14 protein-coding genes are annotated in these 18,399 nt (G+C 61.8%); 6 read left to right on the top strand and 8 right to left on the bottom strand.

The genetic code is table 11. From position 1 onward, the window contains the following. Window positions 1-98: 98 nt before the first annotated feature. From odhB to sdhC, 6 genes are all read right to left on the bottom strand, one after another. Entirely contained in the window at window positions 99-1,292 is a 1,194-nt protein-coding gene (odhB, locus tag MM194_RS00795) for a 2-oxoglutarate dehydrogenase complex dihydrolipoyllysine-residue succinyltransferase (RefSeq protein ID WP_241342330.1), read from the bottom strand. Between the two features lie 94 nt (window positions 1,293-1,386). After that, complete coding sequence (gene sucA / locus MM194_RS00790; RefSeq protein ID WP_033132492.1) at window positions 1,387-4,197, bottom strand: 2-oxoglutarate dehydrogenase E1 component; 2,811 nt, start codon at window positions 4,195-4,197, stop codon at window positions 1,387-1,389. 123 nt (window positions 4,198-4,320) lie between these two features. Then, the gene (locus MM194_RS00785; protein WP_033132491.1) at window positions 4,321-5,037 is read right to left on the bottom strand and encodes a succinate dehydrogenase iron-sulfur subunit; all 717 of its coding nucleotides are present in this window, start codon (window positions 5,035-5,037) and stop codon (window positions 4,321-4,323) included. A 130-nt stretch (window positions 5,038-5,167) separates the two neighbouring features. Beyond that, complete coding sequence (sdhA, locus tag MM194_RS00780; RefSeq protein WP_241342329.1) at window positions 5,168-6,934, bottom strand: succinate dehydrogenase flavoprotein subunit; 1,767 nt, start codon at window positions 6,932-6,934, stop codon at window positions 5,168-5,170. Between the two features lies 1 nt (window position 6,935). Then, complete coding sequence (sdhD, locus tag MM194_RS00775) at window positions 6,936-7,280, bottom strand: succinate dehydrogenase, hydrophobic membrane anchor protein (RefSeq protein ID WP_033132490.1); 345 nt, start codon at window positions 7,278-7,280, stop codon at window positions 6,936-6,938. Then, entirely contained in the window at window positions 7,274-7,663 is a 390-nt protein-coding gene (gene sdhC, locus MM194_RS00770) for a succinate dehydrogenase cytochrome b556 subunit (RefSeq protein ID WP_033132489.1), read from the bottom strand. Before sdhC ends, sdhD begins: the two co-directional genes overlap by 7 nt. Window positions 7,664-8,086: 423 nt before the next feature. Here sdhC and MM194_RS00765 point away from each other — a divergent pair, with 423 nt between their 5' ends. The 3 genes from MM194_RS00765 to MM194_RS00755 all read left to right on the top strand — a co-directional run bounded on the left by MM194_RS00765 (window position 8,087) and on the right by MM194_RS00755 (window position 10,380). Then, window positions 8,087-9,373 carry a citrate synthase gene (locus tag MM194_RS00765; protein ID WP_033132488.1) on the top strand — a complete coding sequence of 429 codons (1,287 nt, stop codon included), beginning with the start codon at window positions 8,087-8,089 and terminating at the stop codon, window positions 9,371-9,373. Between the two features lie 95 nt (window positions 9,374-9,468). Beyond that, complete coding sequence (locus tag MM194_RS00760; RefSeq protein ID WP_033132487.1) at window positions 9,469-9,783, top strand: DUF4377 domain-containing protein; 315 nt, start codon at window positions 9,469-9,471, stop codon at window positions 9,781-9,783. 102 nt (window positions 9,784-9,885) lie between these two features. After that, the gene (locus MM194_RS00755; RefSeq protein ID WP_033132486.1) at window positions 9,886-10,380 is read left to right on the top strand and encodes an N-acetyltransferase; all 495 of its coding nucleotides are present in this window, start codon (window positions 9,886-9,888) and stop codon (window positions 10,378-10,380) included. Between the two features lie 66 nt (window positions 10,381-10,446). Here MM194_RS00755 and fabB read toward each other — a convergent pair whose 3' ends face one another. Then, window positions 10,447-11,658: a beta-ketoacyl-ACP synthase I gene (gene fabB / locus MM194_RS00750; RefSeq protein ID WP_241342328.1), complete on the bottom strand. Its 1,212-nt coding sequence runs from the start codon at window positions 11,656-11,658 to the stop codon at window positions 10,447-10,449. 90 nt (window positions 11,659-11,748) lie between these two features. On the opposite strand from fabB, the gene mnmC reads away from it, so the two are divergent. After that, entirely contained in the window at window positions 11,749-13,800 is a 2,052-nt protein-coding gene (gene mnmC, locus MM194_RS00745) for a bifunctional tRNA (5-methylaminomethyl-2-thiouridine)(34)-methyltransferase MnmD/FAD-dependent 5-carboxymethylaminomethyl-2-thiouridine(34) oxidoreductase MnmC (RefSeq protein WP_241342327.1), read from the top strand. Window positions 13,801-13,901: 101 nt separating this feature from the next. Here mnmC and MM194_RS00740 read toward each other — a convergent pair whose 3' ends face one another. Continuing rightward, window positions 13,902-14,507 (bottom strand): DUF922 domain-containing protein, encoded by a 606-nt coding sequence (locus MM194_RS00740; RefSeq protein WP_241342326.1) that lies wholly within the window; start codon window positions 14,505-14,507, stop codon window positions 13,902-13,904. Window positions 14,508-14,823: 316 nt separating this feature from the next. Here MM194_RS00740 and dcuC point away from each other — a divergent pair, with 316 nt between their 5' ends. Then, complete coding sequence (gene dcuC, locus MM194_RS00735) at window positions 14,824-16,176, top strand: anaerobic C4-dicarboxylate transporter DcuC (protein ID WP_241342325.1); 1,353 nt, start codon at window positions 14,824-14,826, stop codon at window positions 16,174-16,176. 100 nt (window positions 16,177-16,276) lie between these two features. Next, window positions 16,277-17,923 (top strand): bifunctional metallophosphatase/5'-nucleotidase, encoded by a 1,647-nt coding sequence (locus MM194_RS00730; RefSeq protein WP_241342324.1) that lies wholly within the window; start codon window positions 16,277-16,279, stop codon window positions 17,921-17,923. The last annotated feature ends 476 nt before the right edge of the window (window positions 17,924-18,399 follow it).

Raw genomic sequence — 18,399 nt, 5'->3', positions numbered from 1 at the left:
GGGGGCCCCTCGTTATCTTTCTAATTTCGCTCAGTGGCTCGGCTGTACATGGCGCGGATCTTCCAAAGCCCGAAGGCTTCTTGATCCTGCCAATGGGCTTAGACGTCCAGCAACAGACGGGTCGGATCTTCCAGCAGCTCCTTGATGGAGACCAGGAAGCCGACCGACTCGCGACCATCGACGATGCGGTGGTCATAGGAGAGGGCCAGGTACATCATCGGCAGGATCTCGACCTTGCCGTCCACCGCCATGGGTCTGTCCTGGATCTTATGCATCCCCAGGATGGCGCTCTGCGGCGGGTTGATGATGGGGGTGGACATCAGGGAGCCAAACACGCCACCGTTGGTGATGGTGAAGTTGCCGCCGGTCAGTTCATCCACGGTCAGCTTGCCGTCACGGCCCTTGCCCGCCAGATCCTTGATGGCCTTCTCGATGTCGGCGAGGCTCATGTTGTCGCAGTCGCGCAGCACCGGGGTCACCAGACCACGGGGGGTGGAGACGGCGATGCTGACGTCGAAGTAGTTGTGGTAGACGATGTCATCGCCATCCAGCGCCGCGTTCACTTCCGGGTAGCGCTTCAGGGATTCAACCACGGCCTTCACGTAGAAGGACATGAAGCCGAGCTTGATGCCGTGCTTCTTCTCGAAGATCTCGCCGTACTGCTTGCGCAGCTTCATGATGGGCGCCATGTTGATCTCGTTGAAGGTGGTCAGCATGGCGGTGGTGTTCTTGGCCTCCAGCAGACGCTCGGCGATGCGCTTGCGCAGACGGGTCATGGGCACGCGCTTCTCGGTGCGACCGGCCAGCGGCACAACAGGCGCAGCCACCGCAGGGGCGGCGGCAACCGGTGCGGCCGCAGCCGCCTTGCCGAGGCCCTTGATGAAGGCTTCCACGTCTTCCTTGGTGACGCGACCGCCCTTGCCGGTGCCGGTCAGCTTGGCCACGTCGATGGCGTGCTCGGCCACCAGACGGCGCACGGACGGACTCATGCCATCGGTGCTGTCGTCGGCAACGGCTTCCACCGGCTTCTCACGGGTCTCTTCACCGGCCACCGGGGCCGCTTTGAGGATGGCAATCAGTTGACGGGAGAGCACGGTCGCGCCTTCCAGTTGCAGGATGTCGCCCAGCACGCCGGCTTCCGGCGCGGGGACTTCCAGCACGACTTTATCGGTTTCGATGTCAACCAGTACTTCGTCACGGGCAACCAGATCACCCGGTTTCTTGTGCCAGGTGGCGATGGTGGCATCCGCCACTGATTCGGGCAGGTCCGGTACCTTGATCTCGATAGTCATGTAATCAGTTCCTTGTTACTTCTTGGCCAGCAGGCTTAATTCCAGAGTCGGAGAGGGTCGGCTCCCGAGGAGCGCCCTCCCCTTCACAACTCGTTTATTCCAGGGTCAGAGCGTCTTCCACCAGCGCTTTTTGCTGCTTGGCGTGGACGGACATGTAGCCGACGGCCGGTGAGGCCGAGGCCGGGCGACCGGCATAACGCAGACGGGCAACGCTTGGCAGCACGCTGTCATAGTGATGGCGAGTGCTGTACCAGGCGCCCTGGTTCTGCGGCTCTTCCTGACACCAGACGAAATCGGTAACGTGAGCGTAATCGGCGAGGATGGCGCGCACTTCCTCTTCCGGGAAGGGGTAGAGCTGCTCGATCCGCACCAGGGCCACGTCTTGCTGCTCAGCCTTGCGACGGGCATCGAGCAGGTCGTAGTAGACCTTGCCGGAGCAGAACACCACGCGCTTGACGCCCTTGGGATCCAGCGCATCGATTTCGCCGATGGCGTTCTGGAAGGTGCCTTCCGCCAGCTCCTCGAGCTTGCTCACCGCCAGCGGGTGGCGCAGCAGGGATTTCGGCGTCATCACGATGAGCGGACGGCGCATCGGGCGCACCACCTGGCGGCGCAGCATGTGGAACACCTGGGCCGGGTTGGACGGTACGCACACCTGCATGTTGTGCTGGGCGCACATCTGCAGGTAACGCTCCAGACGGGCGGAGGAGTGCTCAGGGCCTTGCCCCTCGTAACCGTGGGGCAGCAGCATGGTCAGACCGCACATCCGGCCCCACTTCTGCTCACCGGAGGAGAGGAACTGATCTACCACGACCTGGGCGCAGTTGGCGAAGTCGCCGAACTGGGCTTCCCAGATGGTGAGGCCAGCCGGCTCGGCGCTGGCGTAGCCATATTCGAACGCCAGTACCGCGTTTTCGGTCAGCACGGAGTCGTAAATTTCAAACGGACCTTGGCTCTCGTGCAGGTTGCACAGCGGGGTATAGGTGCTGGCATCGGTCTGGTTGTGCAGCACGGCGTGGCGGTGGAAGAAGGTGCCACGGCCGGAATCTTCACCGGTGAAGCGAATGCGCGAGCCCTTGTCCACCAGGGTGGCGTAGGCCAGGGTCTCAGCAAAGCCCCAGTCCACCAGCTTGTCGCCGGCGGCCATCAGCCGTCTGTCTTCGTAGATCTTCTCGACCTGACGCTGCAGCACGTGCGTGGCCGGGTACTGGCTGATGCGCTCCCCTAAGGATTTCAGGTGCGCCATGGGCACAGTGCTGTCGTAGCTCATGGCCCAGTCGTGGCCCAGATAGGGAGTCCAGTCGACGGAGTGCAGCTCCATGGGACGCCACTCCTTGCTCACCCGCTCCCCCTTGTCCAGGGCATCGCGGTAGTCGTTGAGCTGGGCGGTCACCAGCTCCGGCGTGACGCAGCCTTCGGCGATCAGCTGATCGGCGTAGATCTTGCGCGGGGTCGGATGCTGTTTGATCTTCTGGTACATCAGCGGCTGGGTTGCACTCGGCTCGTCGGCCTCGTTGTGACCGTGACGACGGTAGCAGACCAGCTCGATCACCACGTCGCGCTTGAAGGTGTTGCGGTAATCCAGCGCAATCTGGGTCACCAGCACCACGGCTTCCGGATCGTCGCCGTTGACGTGCAGCACGGGGGCCTGCACCGCCTTGGCAATGTCGGTGCAATATTCGGTGGAGCGGAGATCCCGGAAATGGGAGGTGGTGAAACCAACCTGGTTGTTGATGACGATGCGCACCGTGCCGCCGACGCCGTAGGCACGGGTCAGGGACATATTGAAGGTTTCTGCCACGACGCCCTGGCCGGCGATGGCCGAGTCACCGTGAATGGTGATAGGCAGGACGCTGGAGCCATCCTTGTCGCCGTGTCTGTCCATCCGCGCCCGTACCGAGCCGATGACCACGGGGTTGACGATCTCCAGGTGAGACGGGTTGAACGCCAGCGCCAGGTGGACGTTGCCGCCCGGGGTCGCGAAGTCGGAGGAGAAGCCCATGTGGTACTTCACATCCCCGGTGCCCCAGGACTCGCCATGCTTGCCGGCGAACTCGTCGAACAATTCCTGTGCCCGCTTGCCGAGCACGTTGATCAGCACGTTCAGGCGGCCGCGGTGGGCCATGCCGATGACGGCTTCCTTGCAGCCCTGCTCACCGGCTCGGCGGATCAGCTCCTTGAGCATGGGCACCATGGCATCGCCCCCCTCCAGGGAGAAACGCTTGGCCCCCGGGAACTTGGCCCCCAGGTATTTTTCCAGCCCTTCGGCGGCGGTCAGGCTCTCGAGGAAACGGGTCTTTTCCTCGGCGCTGTACTTGCCGGTGGCTTCGATGGATTCCAGTCTGTCCTGCAGCCAGCGCTTCTCCTCGGTGGAGGTGATGTGCATGTAGTCGGCGCCGATGCTGCCGCAGTAAGTCTTCTTCAGGGAGGCGTAGAGATCGGAGAGCACCATGGTCTCGCGACCGATGGCGTAGGAGCCCACGTTGAAGGTGGCCTCCATGTCTGCACCCTGCAGGTTGTGAAACGCAGGATCCAGTTCGGCAACGGTTTCACGCTGCCATAGGCCGAGCGGATCCAGATTGGCATTCTGATGGCCACGGAAACGGAAGGCGTTGATCAGTTGCAGCACGCGAACCTGCTTGGCATCCACCTGGGGATCGCTGACAGGGGTACTGTAACGGGAGTTGTCCTTGGCCAGGCGGCGGAAGTAGTCGCGGACCGGGGAGTGAGGTTGTTCTACCACATGACCATTCACCTGGGGCAGCTGCTGGAACAGGCTGCGCCACTCATCGGCCACGGAGTCGGGGTTTTCCAGGAAGGATTCGTACAAATCCTCTATGTAGCTTGCATTCGCACCAGCCAGGTGAGATGACTCCAACCAGGCCTTCATCACGCCGTTATGCATTTCTATCCCTTGTACATCTTGTCGCTGCCTGCGCAGCTGGTAGGGGTTAAATAGCCATCCCGCCAACGGGTTGGATGGCTATCCAGAGGTCGGGCCCGGCGCGTGACGCCTCAGGCCCTGATACTAAACAGCCCGGTTGAGCAACATCGACTTGATCTGACCGATGGCCTTGGTCGGATTCAAGCCCTTGGGGCAGACGCTCACGCAGTTCATGATGCCGTGGCAGCGGAACACGCTGAAGGCGTCGTCCAAGTTACCCAGTCGTTCGGTCGCGGCGGTGTCGCGGCTGTCCGCCAACCAGCGGTAGGCGGCGAGCAGACCGGCCGGGCCGATGAACTTGTCCGGGTTCCACCAGAAGGAGGGGCAAGAGGTGGAGCAGCAGGCACAGAGAATACACTCGTACAGACCGTCCAGCTTGGCGCGCTCTTCGGGGGATTGCAGGTGCTCACGCACGGGCGGTAGCTTGTCCTCGTTGATGAGGAAGGGTTTGACCTTCTCCCACTGGGTGTAGAACTGGGTCATGTCGATCACCAGGTCACGGATCACCGGCAGGCCGGGCAAGGGACGGAGGACGACCTTGTTGCCCTTCTTCAGCAGATCGGAAAGCGGAGTGATACAGGCAAGACCGTTCTTGCCATTCATGTTGAGACCGTCTGATCCACAGACCCCTTCGCGGCAGGAGCGGCGGAAGGAGAGCGTGGGATCCAGCTCCTTGAGCTGGATCAGTGCGTCGAGCACCATCATGTCGGAGCCTTCAGGAATATCGAGCTGATAATCCTTCATATGAGGAACGTTATCAACGTCCGGGTTATAGCGATATAGCGAGAATGTGACGTTCATTGTACTTGGCTCCGCAATCGTTGAGTCTGCACCTTGGATGAGAGAGATGGGAATGCCTCCCACCTCTTGGCAGACCGGCGAATGTAGCAATACATCGATAAGATGGCCTGCATTGCACCTGGCTCCATCATCAGTAGGTCCGGACCTTGGGCGGGAACGCCTCACGGGTCTTGGGTGACATGTTGACAGCGCGACGGGTCATGGACTCGGTGTCCGGATGATAGAGGCTGTGGCACAGCCAGCCCTCGTCGTCACGATCCGGGAAGTCGAAGCGGCTGTGGGCGCCACGGCTCTCGGTGCGGAAGTTCGCCGCCACCGCGGTGGCAAAGGCCGTCTCCATCAGGTTGTCCAGCTCCAGGCACTCGATGCGCTGGGTGTTGAACTCCCTGGAGGTGTCGTCCAGGCGGGCATTCTTGAGGCGCTCGCGAATGAGTTTGAGCTCGGCCAGCCCTTCTGCCATGGCATCCCCTTCCCGGAATACGGAGAAGTTGTTCTGCATGCAGCGCTGCAGATCCTTGCGGATCTGGGCCGGGTCTTCCCCGTCACGGTTCGCTTCCCAGCGGTTGAGGCGGGCAAGGGCGGCGGCGATGTCGGCCTCTGAAGCCTCACGACCGTGCTCCATGGACCCCAGAGTCTCCACCAGGTGCATACCGGCGGCACGACCGAACACCACCAGATCCAGCAGCGAGTTGCCACCCAGACGGTTGGCGCCGTGCACGGACACGCAGGCGATTTCACCCACCGCGAACAGACCGACCACGGGCACGTCGTTGCCGCTCTTGTCCTGGCTCAGGCACTGACCGTTCACGCTGGTCGGCACGCCGCCCATCATGTAGTGGCAGGTCGGGATGATGGGGATGGGTTCCTTGACCGGATCCACGTGGGCGAAGGTACGCGACAGTTCGCAGATCCCCGGCAGACGGGACTCCAGTACTTCTTTGCCGAGGTGGTCCAGCTTGAGCTTGATGTGTGGACCCCAGGGGCCGTCACAGCCACGGCCTTCACGGATCTCGATCATGATGGAGCGAGCCACCACGTCGCGACCGGCCAGGTCCTTGGCGTTCGGCGCGTAACGCTCCATGAAGCGTTCGCCGTCTTTATTGAGCAGATAGCCGCCTTCACCACGGCAGCCTTCGGTGACCAGCACCCCTGCCCCGGCGATGCCGGTCGGGTGGAACTGCCAGAACTCCATGTCCTGCACGCCGACGCCGGCCCGCAGCGCCATGCCGACACCGTCACCGGTATTGATGTGGGCGTTGGTGGTGGACTGATAGATGCGACCGGCGCCGCCGGTGGCGAGCACCGTGGCCTTGGCCTTGAAGTAGACGACCTCGCCGCTCTCCATGTCGATGGCGGTGCAACCGACAACGTGGCCGTCCTGGTTCTTCACCAGATCCAGCGCATACCACTCGGAGAAGACGGTGGTCTTGTTCTTGACGTTCTGCTGATACAGGGTGTGCAACAGCGCATGACCGGTCCGGTCGGCCGCTGCCGCGGTACGGGCCGCCTGCTCGCCACCAAAATTCTTGGACTGGCCGCCAAACGGACGCTGATACACGGAGCCATTGTCGAAGCGGGAGAAGGGCAAGCCCATGTTCTCCAGTTCATAGACGGCTTCCGGGCCCGTCTTGCACATGTATTCGATCGCTTCCTGGTCGCCGATGTAGTCGGAGCCCTTGACGGTGTCGTACATGTGCCACTGCCAGTTGTCGTCGTGGGCATTGCCCAGCGCAACCGTGATCCCGCCCTGGGCGGAAACGGTGTGGGAACGGGTCGGGAACACTTTGGATAACAGGGCGCAGGTCTTGCCGGACTGGGCAATCTGCAGCGCGGCGCGCATGCCGGCGCCACCGGCACCGATCACGACCGCATCAAATTCACGAGTTGGAATAGTCACCTTACACCCCCCACAGCACGACGAAACCCGTCATCAGATAGACAAACAGCACCACAACCAATGCAAATTGCAGCGCGCCGCGCAATCCGACCGGTTTGATATAGTCGGTCAGCACCTGCCACAGGCCGATCCAGGCGTGGATCAGGATGCACAGCAGTGTCAGCAGGGTGAAGACCTTGGTGAAGGTTTTAGCGAAGAAGCCGGTCCACACCTCGTAGCTGATGTCGTTGAACGCGACAAAGCCAACCAGGTAGAGGACGTAAGCCGTCATGATGAGGGCGGTGGCGCGGATCAGGATGTAGTCATGAACACCGCTGCGCCCGAAAGTTGCAGAATTGGTTACCATACCAGTACCCCCGCCAATACCGCCAGAACCGCGGTGATCACGAAGGCCACACGGGCACTCTGATTCGCGGAATCCAGCTCTTCCCAATGCCCCATGTCCATGACCAGGTGACGCAGACCGCCCACAATGTGGTAAGCCAGCGCAGTCAGGATCCCCCATAACACGAACTTGACCAGGAAGTTGTCCATGATGGCAACGACGTCGTCGAATCCTTCGGGAGAGGAGAGTGAAGTACCAAGCATCCACAGCAAGATGGCAAGCGCCACAAAGGTGATGACCCCTGAGACACGATGCAAGATGGAAGCGATGGCGGTGACAGGAAAGCTGATCGTTTGCAGGTCGAGGTTTACAGGTCTCTGTTTATTTTTCACGGCTTTGCCCACTCAGCTCCATTGAGCACGTTAGTTATTGTTTTCACACGCTTTGAGGGCTAGGAGTGGCATTTGTTAGGTTTTTGTTACCAAAACAACTCAGGAAAGCCAAAAATAACATTTTCAATATCACATCTGGCTTTGCGAAAGCGTTTCAAACACCGACGACCATCACCCACGTGGCGCAGTATATCGGCGGCCTTAACCAATGACAATCAATTAGCTACACAGAAAAACCAAAACCGTAAACCAGATCCCACAACGACTTTAACAAGTCATTAATGATCATCCTGAAAAATTGACAAAGCAGTGGATTTCTGGTTCAAATAAGGCGCTCCAGCCGCCGTGGTACGGGTAAGAACCTTTGCCAGCGTCATGAAAGTCGTAATAAAGTAGGACTGGAACCAAATTATAAAAGAGCAAAGGAGACGTGCTATGGCTGATAAAATAGCCACCCTACATCTGCCCGGAAAAGAGCCGGTAGAACTACCGATCCTGTCCGGTACTGTCGGCCCCGATGTCATCGATGTCAGAAAACTCGGTGCACAAGGGTACTTCACCTTCGACCCCGGCTTTATGGCCACCGGTGCCTGTAAGTCATCCATTACCTATATCGACGGCGATCAGGGTGTCTTGCTGCACCGTGGTTACCCCATCGCCCAGCTGGCCACCCAGGCCAGCTACCTGGAAGTCTGCTACATCCTGTTGTACGGGGAAGCGCCCACCAAGACGCAATACGCGGAATTTGAACGCCTGGTCACCCGCCATACCATGGTGCATGAGCAGATCGCCTTCTTCTTCCGCGGCTTCCGTCGTGACTCCCACCCCATGGCGATCATGTGCGGTGTGGTCAGCGCCCTGTCCGCCTTCTATCACGATGCCCTCGACATCAACAACGAAGAGCACCGCGAGATCTGTGCCTTCCGTCTGCTCTCCAAGATGCCGACCCTGGCCGCCATGTGCTACAAGTACTCCATCGGTCAGCCGTTCATGCAGCCGCGTAACGCCCTCTCCTATGCCGGCAACTTCCTGCACATGATGTTTGGTGTGCCGACCGAAGAGTACAAGGTCAACCCCATCGTCGAACGCGCCATGGACCGCATCTTCACCCTGCATGCGGATCATGAACAGAACGCCTCCACCTCCACCGTTCGTCTGGCCGGCTCCTCCGGTGCCAACCCGTTCGCCTGTATCGCCGCGGGGATCGCCTCCCTGTGGGGCCCGGCCCACGGCGGCGCCAACGAAGCCTGCCTCAAGATGCTCGAAGAGATTGGCTCTGTGGATCGCATCCCCGAGTTCATCGCCAAGGCCAAGGACAAGAACGACCCCTTCCGTCTGATGGGCTTCGGCCACCGGGTTTACAAGAACCACGACCCTCGTGCCCAGGTCATGCGTCAGACCTGCCACGAAGTGCTGCAAGAGCTGCAGATCAAGGATCCGCTGCTGGATGTAGCCATGGAGCTGGAGCGCATCGCGCTGTCGGACTCCTACTTCATCGAGAAGAAGCTCTACCCGAACGTGGACTTCTACTCCGGCATCATCATGAAGGCCATCGGCATCCCCATGTCCATGTTCACCGTGATCTTCGCCATCTCCCGCACCATCGGCTGGATCGCCCACTGGAACGAGATGCACTCGGACCCGGATCAGAAGATCGGTCGTCCGCGTCAGCTCTATACCGGCCTGGCCCAACGGGAATTCACCCCGCTCGATCAACGCTGATTTAATCGCTGACATGGTTTGTTACAAAGGCGGTCATTGACCGCCTTTTCATTTGAGGTTTTAATCGCGCTCTTTTACGTCAAGGACACACCATCATGAAAGCCCCTCTGCTGATCGCGACCGCCCTGTTGCTCAGCGCCTGCCAAAGCCCCCCGGCCACCGAAACCCTCTACATCAAGAGCCAGCTGGCCGACTGCATCGGTGTCGCCCCCATGAAGTGCATGCAGGTGCGCGGCCAGCCCGGTGAGAGCTGGAGCCTGTTCTACCAGCAGATCGAGGGTTTCACCTTCGAACCCGGCTACCACTATGAGCTGGAAGTTTCCAAGGAGCAGCTGACCGACGTGCCGGCCGACGCCTCCTCGGTGCGTTACCAGCTGATCAAAGTCGTGAGCAAGCAGGCCGACAACTGATTAAAAGGGCGTCAAACAGACCTTTTCAGTTCAATTAATCAGCACCTTGTGCTATTCTGGTGCCCCGTCATAGATTGACTCACTGCATCGGCGTGCCAGGTTATGATTAACATCCGCACTATCCGGGCCCTCGACTGGCCCGCCATCATGGCCATCCAGCACGAGTGTTATCACCAGCTGGAGCCCGAGCCCCTCGAGGTGATGAGCAACAAGGCCGAGCTGGCCCCGGCCTGCTGCTGGGTCGCCGAGCGCCAGGGCAAGGTGCTGGGCTATCTGCTCTGCCACCCCTGGCGAGCCCACCAACCCCCGCCCCTCTCGGTGCCCATGCAGACCCTGGCCGGCGATGAGGAGTTCTACCTGCACGATCTCGCCGTCTCCGGCGAGGCCCGTGGGTTGGGGGTGGGTCAGCGTCTGCTGGCGACCGCCCTCGAGTTCGCCTGCAATGAGGGTTATGAGCACGTGGGTCTGGTGGCGGTGCAGGATGCACCGGCCTTCTGGCGCAAGCAGGGGTTCATGCCCTCTGCCACCCGCAAGCCACTGGATGAGTATGGGGATGGCGCCGTCTATATGCGGCTGCCGCTGACCGAACCGGCCTGACGGTCACTGAGAATCCAATAAAAAAGGCGCCTTTCGGCGCCTTTTTCTATCTCAACCCGGTGAACATCAAGCCTTGAACTTGCTGAACACCAGAGATGCGTTGGTACCGCCAAAGCCGAAGCTGTTGGACATGACGGTGTTGAGGTCGGCGGTTTCGTACTCGCGTACGATGGGCAGACCCACGGCCTTCTCGTCCAGGGTATCGATGTTGATGCTGGGGGCGATGAAGCCGTGCTGCATCATCAACAGGGAGTAGACGGCCTCGTGCACACCGGCGGCGCCCAGGGCATGACCCGTCATGGCCTTGGTGGCAGAGAGCTTGGGCGCATTGCTGCCAAACAGAGTCTGGATGGCTTCCAGCTCCTTGGTATCACCGACCGGGGTGGAAGTACCGTGGGTGTTGATGTAGTCCACGGAGCCGACGTCCTTCATCGCCATCTTCATGCAACGCACCGCGCCTTCACCGCTCGGCGCGACCATGTCGTAGCCGTCGGAAGTGGCACCGTAGCCGGTGATCTCGGCGTAGATGTGAGCACCACGGGCCAGGGCATGCTCCAGCTCCTCGACCACCAGGATGCCGCCGCCACCGGAGATGACGAAACCGTCGCGGTCCGCATCATAGGTACGGGACGCCTTTTCCGGGGTGTCATTGTACTTGGTGGAAAGGGCGCCCATGGCATCGAACTGGATGGTGGAAGACCAGTCCAGCTCCTCGCCGCCGCCGGCGAAGACGATGTCCTGCTTGCCAAGCTGGATCAGCTCCAGGGCGTGACCTATGCAGTGGGCAGAGGTGGCACAGGCGGAGCTGATGGTGTAGTTGACACCCTTGATCTTGAACGGGGTGGCCAGGCAGGCAGAGGTGGTGGAGGACATGGTGCGCGGCACCATGTAGGGACCCACGCGCTTGACGCCTTTCTCACGGGCAATATCCGCAGACTCCGACGTGTTCTTGCCGGACGCACCGCCAGAGCCGACCACGATGCCGGTGCGCTCGTTGGAGACCTGATCCTCCGGCAGCCCGGCGTCGTCGATGGCCTGCTGCATGGAGAGATAGGCATACGCGGCGGCGTCGCCCATGAAGCGCATGACTTTACGGTCGATCAGTTCAGACGGATCGAGTTTGATGTTACCCCAGACACGGCTGCGCAGGTTGTATTGTTCAAACTGCTCGGAATAGGTGATGCCGGATTTGCCTGCTTTCAGGGAGGCCAGCACTTCTTCCTTGTTGTTGCCGATACTGGAGATGACGCCGATACCGGTGATCACTGCTCTTCTCATTAATTCATCTCGTCTGGAAAAACTGGCACCGAGTCTACCCGCTTTCGGCTGCCAAACTGGTCTGCTTTCACGTAGAATGCCCGCGAATTTGTGACGCGAGCAGAGGAAAACGTGAGTCAAACATCCTTACATCATGCCCGATTGGACTGGAATGAAGCGGGAACTCCAGTCTCCAGTGAGTTCGGGGATGTGTACTTTTCCAATGATAACGGTCTAAGTGAAACCCGCTACGTCTTTTTACAGCAAAACCGGTTACCGGCGCGATTTTCACACCACGATAGTGACAATTTCGTGATTGGCGAAACAGGTTTCGGCACAGGCCTTAACTTTCTGGCGACAATGGCCGCCTTTTTGGAACAGGGAAGCGACCCCGAGCGCTGCGCTCGCCTGCACTTTATCAGCTTCGAAAAATACCCTCTCACCCAGGCAGACCTTGGCAAGGCGCTAGGAGCCTGGCCGGAGCTTGCGTCCTTGAGTCAGGCGCTCATCGAGCAGTGGCCACTGCCTATCGAGGGCTGTCACCGCCTGCAGTTCGCCGAGGGCCGAGTTCGGCTCGACCTCTGGTTTGGCGACATCAAAGACACCCTGCCCCTGGTGCCCCAGGGTCCACACGGCTTGGTGGATGCCTGGTATCTGGATGGCTTCTCCCCCGCCAAGAATCCCGAGATGTGGACGCAAGAGTTGTTCGACGGCCTCGCCCGCCTCGCCCGCCCCGCCGCCACCATCTCGACCTTCACCTGCGCCGGCTTCGTGCGGCGCGGGCTGATTGCCGCCGGTTTTGGTGCGAAGAAGGTCAAGGGGCACGGCAGCAAGCGGGAGATGCTGGCGGGGATGCGGGAGGGCAAGATGCCCGAGCCCACCATAGCCCCCTGGTATGCCCGCACCGAGGCCAACAGCACCGGCGAGGTGTTGATCATCGGCGGCGGCATCGCCTCGGCCATGACGGCGCTCTCACTGGTGGAGCGGGGCCGCGCTGTCACCCTGCTGTGCGAGAGCGACGAGCCAGCCACCGGCGCCTCCGGCAACCGCCAGGGGGCGCTCTATCCGCTGCTCAACGGCGAGCACGACGCCCTTTCCCGCTTCTATGCCCTGGCGTTTGGTTATGCCCGCAATCGTCTGCTGGCCCTTGCCAGGCACCACGCCATCGCCTTCGGGCTGGGGGAGGATTCGGATAAGGGATCACAGGGTGGCGTGGTGCAACTGGGCTACGACGACAAGTCTGCCGCCAAGCTCGCCAAGATGAGTCAGGGCCCCTTCCCGCCCGCGCTGATGCGCCCGCTCGATGCCGCCGAGGTGGAACAACGCAGCGGCCTGCCCTGTGGCCATGGTGGCGTCATCTACCCCCTGGGGGGCTGGCTCTGTCCGGCGGATCTGACCCGCGCGGCGCTGGCCGAGGCGCAAGCAACCGGGTTGCTGCGACTGGAATACGGCGCCGAAATCACGGCGCTCAGCGAGCTGGAGGGCGGCTGGCGAGTGGAAAGTCGGGAGGGTCGCCATTGGCAGGCCCCCACCCTGGTGGTTGCCGCAGGCCATCAGTTGCCCGCGCTGTTGCCCTTCGCCGAGCTGCCGCTCTATCCGGTGCGCGGTCAGGTGAGCCATGTGCCGACCACCGCCAGTTTGAGTCGCCTCAAGACGGTGCTCTGCTACGACGGCTATCTCACCCCGGCCCACAATGGAGCGCACTGCATCGGCGCCAGCTACGGCCGCAACCAGAGCGGGACCGACTACAGCCCCGAGGAGCAGGCTCAGAACCAAAGCCGGTTGCAGGCCTGCCTGCCGGAGGCGGTCTGGCCAAGCGAGGTGGATGTGAGCGGCGGTGAGGCGCGCGTCGGGGTGCGCTGCGCCAGCCGGGATCACCTGCCGGTGGCGGGGCCCGTCGTCAGGTTGGCACAGCTTGAGGAGCATTACGCCCACCTCAGAACCCGGCAGGCGGATGCCGCGCCCTTGCCGCTGCACCCCGGCCTGTTCGTGCTAGGGGCGCTCGGTTCGCGGGGACTGTGTTCGGCGCCCCTGTGTGGCGAGCTGGTCGCCAGCGAGATCTGTGGGGATCCCCTGCCGCTGCCGACCGACCTGCTGGAGGCGCTGCATCCCGCCCGTTACTGGGTGCGCAAGCTGCTCAAGGGCAAGCCGCTGCGCGGCTAACCCTCGCTCGCCAGAGCCGGTAGCCACCCCTCATGGTCGCTGCCAATGAAAACGGGCTGTCCTTGCGGACAGCCCGTTTTTTGATCCCATAAGAAGGTGGATCAGCTCGGTTTCGGCCACACCAGCCCGAGCTTGCGACCCCCCTCGGTCTGCTGCGCCAGGGTGGCGAATCGATCGCGGGTTGCCTCCAGCACCGCCTGCCCCTCTTGCCAGCCTTGCGACTGCAGGGCGGCGCAATCGCGCGTCACCGGCAACTGGGCGAGCCGGGTACCAAGCTGGCTGACGCTCTCCAGCAGTATGTCCTTGTGGCGGCTCTCGTAGTCGAACATGGCGGCCACCAGCTTGTCCCACTTCTGCCGCTCGGCGGCGGATGCCTTGGCCTTGTCCATCCAGTTCGGCACCCGCACCTGAATGCGCGCCGTCACGCCGCTCTGCTCCAGCTCGCAGCGGCTGGCGGTCGGCCTGGTCTGCAACTGCCAGGAGAGCTGATAGCTGGCCCTGCCGATGTGGCCGTCGGCCTGAGCGGCCCCCTGTTTGGCTATCTGGTTCATGACGGCGGCGACATCGGTGCCGGAGACCCGATAAAACTGGAAATCCACCTTGATGTCGGGGGCTAGCCTGACGCCGGCATAATGGGAAGGCTCGGCCCCGCTTGCGGCGGCGAACATCAAGGCAGCCACCACGCCTGTCTTAGTGAAGAGTCCCATCTTTCCGCAGTCTTGCCCCTTGTGAGTCCCAGCGTGAATTCAATTAAGAATCAATGAATTAATACTCAGGGTGGGAGATTAACCGCGATCCTGGGCGCTGTCACCTGCTGTCGCTGCGCCCCCTGACAAAGCCGCAGAGCACCACCGCGTTGCAGAGCGTTAAATTTCAAGATGGGGAGGTAGATCAAAGAAAAATACTACTTTAGGGCTAATAATCAGCACGATTTTTGTCGGAGTAGGTTGAGACTGGTCAAATCCACCAAGGACCGATCGCCACCTGACCCCAACCCTTATTTCGTACTCAGGAATTGACGCTATGATGGAACTCCTTATTGGCACCCTGGTCACCCTGGCCGTGGGTCGCTACATCTTCAAGGGCTACTCGGCCACCGGGGTGCTGCTCAGTGGCGGCTTGCTGCTGCTGGCGATCACCGCCCTGATGGGCAAGGCCGTGTTGCCCGCCAGCGTCGCCTCCACCGGCCACGTGGCCACCGACGTGTTCGAGTACGTGCGCTTCCTGCTGGTCGACCGTGGCGGTGGTCTTGGCATGCTGATCATGGTGCTGTGCGGCTTCGCCGGCTACATGAGCCACATCGGCGCCAACACCATCTTGGTCAAGCTCGCCAGCAAGCCCCTCGGTATCATCAAGTCCCCCTACATCCTGCTGGTCGCCGCCTATCTGGTGGCCTGCGCCATGTCGCTGGCGGTGAGTTCCGCCACCGGTCTCGGCGTGCTCTTGATGGCGACCCTGTTCCCGCTGATGGTCAACATGGGGATCTCCCGCGGCGCGGCGGCGGCGGTGTGCGCCTCCCCTGCGGCCATCATACTGGCCCCCACCTCGGGAGACGTGGTGATGGCGGCGCAAGCGGCCAACATGGAGCTCATCGAGTTTGCCTTCAAGCTGACCCTGCCCATCTCGCTGGCAGCCATCGCCGCCATGGCGGTGACCCATTTCTTCTGGCAGCGCTATCTGGACCAGAAGTCCGGCGAGCACAACGCCCCGGTAGCCCCGAGCGATCTCATCACCGATGCCCCGGCGCTCTACGCCATACTGCCGTTCACCCCCATCATCGGCGTGCTGCTGTTTGACGGCAAAGTCGGGCCCAAGCTCGACATCGTCACCATCATCGTCATCTGCCTGGTGCTGGCCGCCCTGCTGGAGCTGGTGCGCAAGCGCGATGGCCGCGAGCTGCTGGACGGCCTGCAGGTGTGCTGGCGCAGCATGGCCGACGCCTTCGCCGGCGTGGTCATGCTGCTGGTGGGTGCCGGGGTCTTCGCCCAGGGGCTGATGGGGCTCGGCTTTATCGCCAATCTGCTGGATCTCGCCCAGAGCTTCGGCACCGGCGGCGTCGTCATCATGCTGGTGCTGGTGGTCATCACCACATTGGCGGCCTTCACCACGGGGTCGGGCAATGCGCCCTTCTATGCCTTCGTGGAGCTGATCCCGCACCTGGCCACCAGCCTCGGCGTCAACCCCGCGTACCTGGTCATCCCCATGCTGCAGGCCTCCAACCTGGGCCGCACTATTTCGCCGGTATCCGGGGTGGTGGTCGCCTGTGCGGGCATGGGCAACCTGTCGCCGTTCGAAGTGGTCAAGCGCACCTCGGTACCGGTTGCGGTCGGCCTGGTGGTGGTGATCCTCGCCACCCAGATCCTGGTGCCTGCCTGAGTAGCGCCTGATCTGCCACCCGCCCGGTCCCCGCCGGGCTGGTATATCTCCCCGTGATTGGAGTAGACTCGGTCCTCTTTTGTCTCTAAGGAGGACCGAGATGAGTATTACGGTTCAACTTGCCCACTTCAGTGACTGCCACTCCCACTTCGATGGCGCGCCCATGCGCTTCCTCCCCACAGGCGAGTCCGAGTGGCGCACCCAGTGTGGCGGCTATGCCCGCATCCTTTCCCGGCTGACCGCCTTGCGCCAGCACGCCGCGGCCGCAGGTCAATGCTGCCTGCTGCTGCACGGCGGCGACACCTTCCAGGGCTCGCTCTATTTCAACCGCTTCAAGGGACGGGCCAACGCCGACTTGCTCGGCCTGCTGCGACCCGATGCCATGGTGATCGGCAATCACGAGTTCGATCTCGGCAACGGTCCCCTGGTGGAGTTTCTGCGCCAACTCGCGTTCCCGGTGCTGGCCGCCAACCTCGACAACAGCCAGGAGCCTGCCGACGCCCCGCTGCGACTGCGCGGCCTGCCCATGCTGCACGACGCCAGCCGCCCCTGGCACAAACGCCTCATCGACGGCGTGCCCTTCGCCCTGCTCGGCATCACCTTGCCGCAGATGGCGGCCATCGCGAGCCCGGATGCCCACACCCACTTTCACGGCATCGAGCAGACCCTCACCGCCGCCCTCAGTGAGATCAAGGCCGAGGGCATCCACCACATCATGCTGCTGAGCCATCTCGGGCTCGAGCAGGACAAACGCCTGGCCGCGCGCTTCCCCGAGCTCAGCCTCATCGTCGGCGGTCACACCCACAGTCAGCTGGGGGACTTGGCTCCGCTCGGGCTCGTCAGCGAGGGCAGCTACCCGCTGATGGTCGAGGGGGTCGCCATCCTGCATGCCGCCCACAGCGCGCTCTGCCTCGGGGTCTGCGAGCTGGAGTTTGACGACAATGGCCGGGTGCAACGCAGCGCCGGCCAACTCGAATGGCTGCCCTGGCAGCCCTGGCCCTTCGCCTCGGAACCACCAGCCGGGCTGCACTTCTGCGAGCCCGCACCCGCGCTTGAGCAACATCTGGCCAAACGCTACCGGCCCGAACTCGAGACCATGACCCGGCGTATCGTGACCCGGCTCGCCGGGCCACTGCACCACCAGCGCCTGCCCGATGCGGCCCTGCCCGCCGGCAGCCAGGTGGCGCCCCTGGTGGCCCAGGCCATGCTGACCGGCGCCCGCGAGCAGGTCGGCCAGGTGGATTTCGCCCTGCATAACGCCGGGGGCGTGCGCTGCTCCCTGGAGCCAGGCCCCTTGAGCGAGGCGGACATCGCCGGCCGCCTGCTGCCCTTTGCCATCCCGCTCACCCTCTATCGGGTGCACGGCCATGAGCTCGCCGAGGCGCTGGAGGGGGCCATCGACAACGCCACCAACAACGGCGTGGTCGGCAATGGCAGCGGCAGCTTCCCCTACACCGCCGGGGTGCGCTTCTGCTATCAGACGGACAAGCCCAAGGGACGCAGGATCACCCGTCTCGAATGGGAGGCGAGCCCGGGGCTGTGGCAAGCGGTCGAGCCGGATGCCATCTATCGGGGGGTCTCCAGCGCCTACACCGCCTCCGGCAAGGAAGGCTACACAGCCCTGGCCCGCACCCTGACCCAGCATAATCAGGAGCTTGGCATCACCCTGGCGGATGCCTTTATCCGCTGGGCCCGCTATCTGCCCGAACTCGCGCCTCTGCCGGCGCTGGTGGAATATCAGGGCTAGGCCCTTGCCCGTGGTGACTGGTATCAGCGAAGGCCCTTTCCCCTTGCGGGGGAAGGGCCTTATCCCACGAGACGACACCAGCCACAATGGCAGTCAAAAAGTCCACCATACTGCGATTCATTAGCAAAATGAGGAGCATATACATGCAATTGTCAGCATAAAGTTATATTAATTTAAGTGTATCGATATTTTTAACTATCAAAATGCATAGGAAATGAGCGCCTCGGCAACACTGGGCCCCGCTTTTCGTCTCCCCGTGAAAGACTGAAAACGATACTTTTATAAATTATTTCAAGCACATCCCCCCACCCCATTGCATAGAGCTGCTAGCCTCGGCAACGCTTAGACCCGCTTTTCGCCTCGCGCGCCACAGATGCTAAAACGACACTTTTACGAATTATTTCAAGCACCTTCCCTTCACCCATTGCATAGAACTGCTAGCCTCGGCAAGATAGGCCCGCTTTTCGTTTCTCCCG

The organism is Aeromonas sp. MR16, assembly GCF_022549315.1.
Taxonomy (GTDB): domain Bacteria; phylum Pseudomonadota; class Gammaproteobacteria; order Enterobacterales; family Aeromonadaceae; genus Aeromonas; species Aeromonas aquatica.
This window is presented reverse-complemented; position numbering and strand designations above follow the sequence as displayed.

Excerpts from the sequence above, each read along its gene's own strand:
- odhB (WP_241342330.1), bottom strand. The coding sequence starts at position 1,292 with ATGACTATCGAGATCAAGGTACCGGACCTGCCCGAATCAGTGGCGGAT.
- sucA (WP_033132492.1), bottom strand. The coding sequence starts at position 4,197 with ATGCATAACGGCGTGATGAAGGCCTGGTTGGAGTCATCTCACCTGGCT.
- MM194_RS00785 (WP_033132491.1), bottom strand. The coding sequence starts at position 5,037 with ATGAACGTCACATTCTCGCTATATCGCTATAACCCGGACGTTGATAAC.
- sdhD (WP_033132490.1), bottom strand. The coding sequence starts at position 7,280 with ATGGTAACCAATTCTGCAACTTTCGGGCGCAGCGGTGTTCATGACTAC.
- MM194_RS00765 (WP_033132488.1), top strand. The coding sequence starts at position 8,087 with ATGGCTGATAAAATAGCCACCCTACATCTGCCCGGAAAAGAGCCGGTA.
- MM194_RS00760 (WP_033132487.1), top strand. The coding sequence starts at position 9,469 with ATGAAAGCCCCTCTGCTGATCGCGACCGCCCTGTTGCTCAGCGCCTGC.
- MM194_RS00755 (WP_033132486.1), top strand. The coding sequence starts at position 9,886 with ATGATTAACATCCGCACTATCCGGGCCCTCGACTGGCCCGCCATCATG.
- fabB (WP_241342328.1), bottom strand. The coding sequence starts at position 11,658 with ATGAGAAGAGCAGTGATCACCGGTATCGGCGTCATCTCCAGTATCGGC.
- MM194_RS00740 (WP_241342326.1), bottom strand. The coding sequence starts at position 14,507 with ATGGGACTCTTCACTAAGACAGGCGTGGTGGCTGCCTTGATGTTCGCC.
- dcuC (WP_241342325.1), top strand. The coding sequence starts at position 14,824 with ATGATGGAACTCCTTATTGGCACCCTGGTCACCCTGGCCGTGGGTCGC.
- MM194_RS00730 (WP_241342324.1), top strand. The coding sequence starts at position 16,277 with ATGAGTATTACGGTTCAACTTGCCCACTTCAGTGACTGCCACTCCCAC.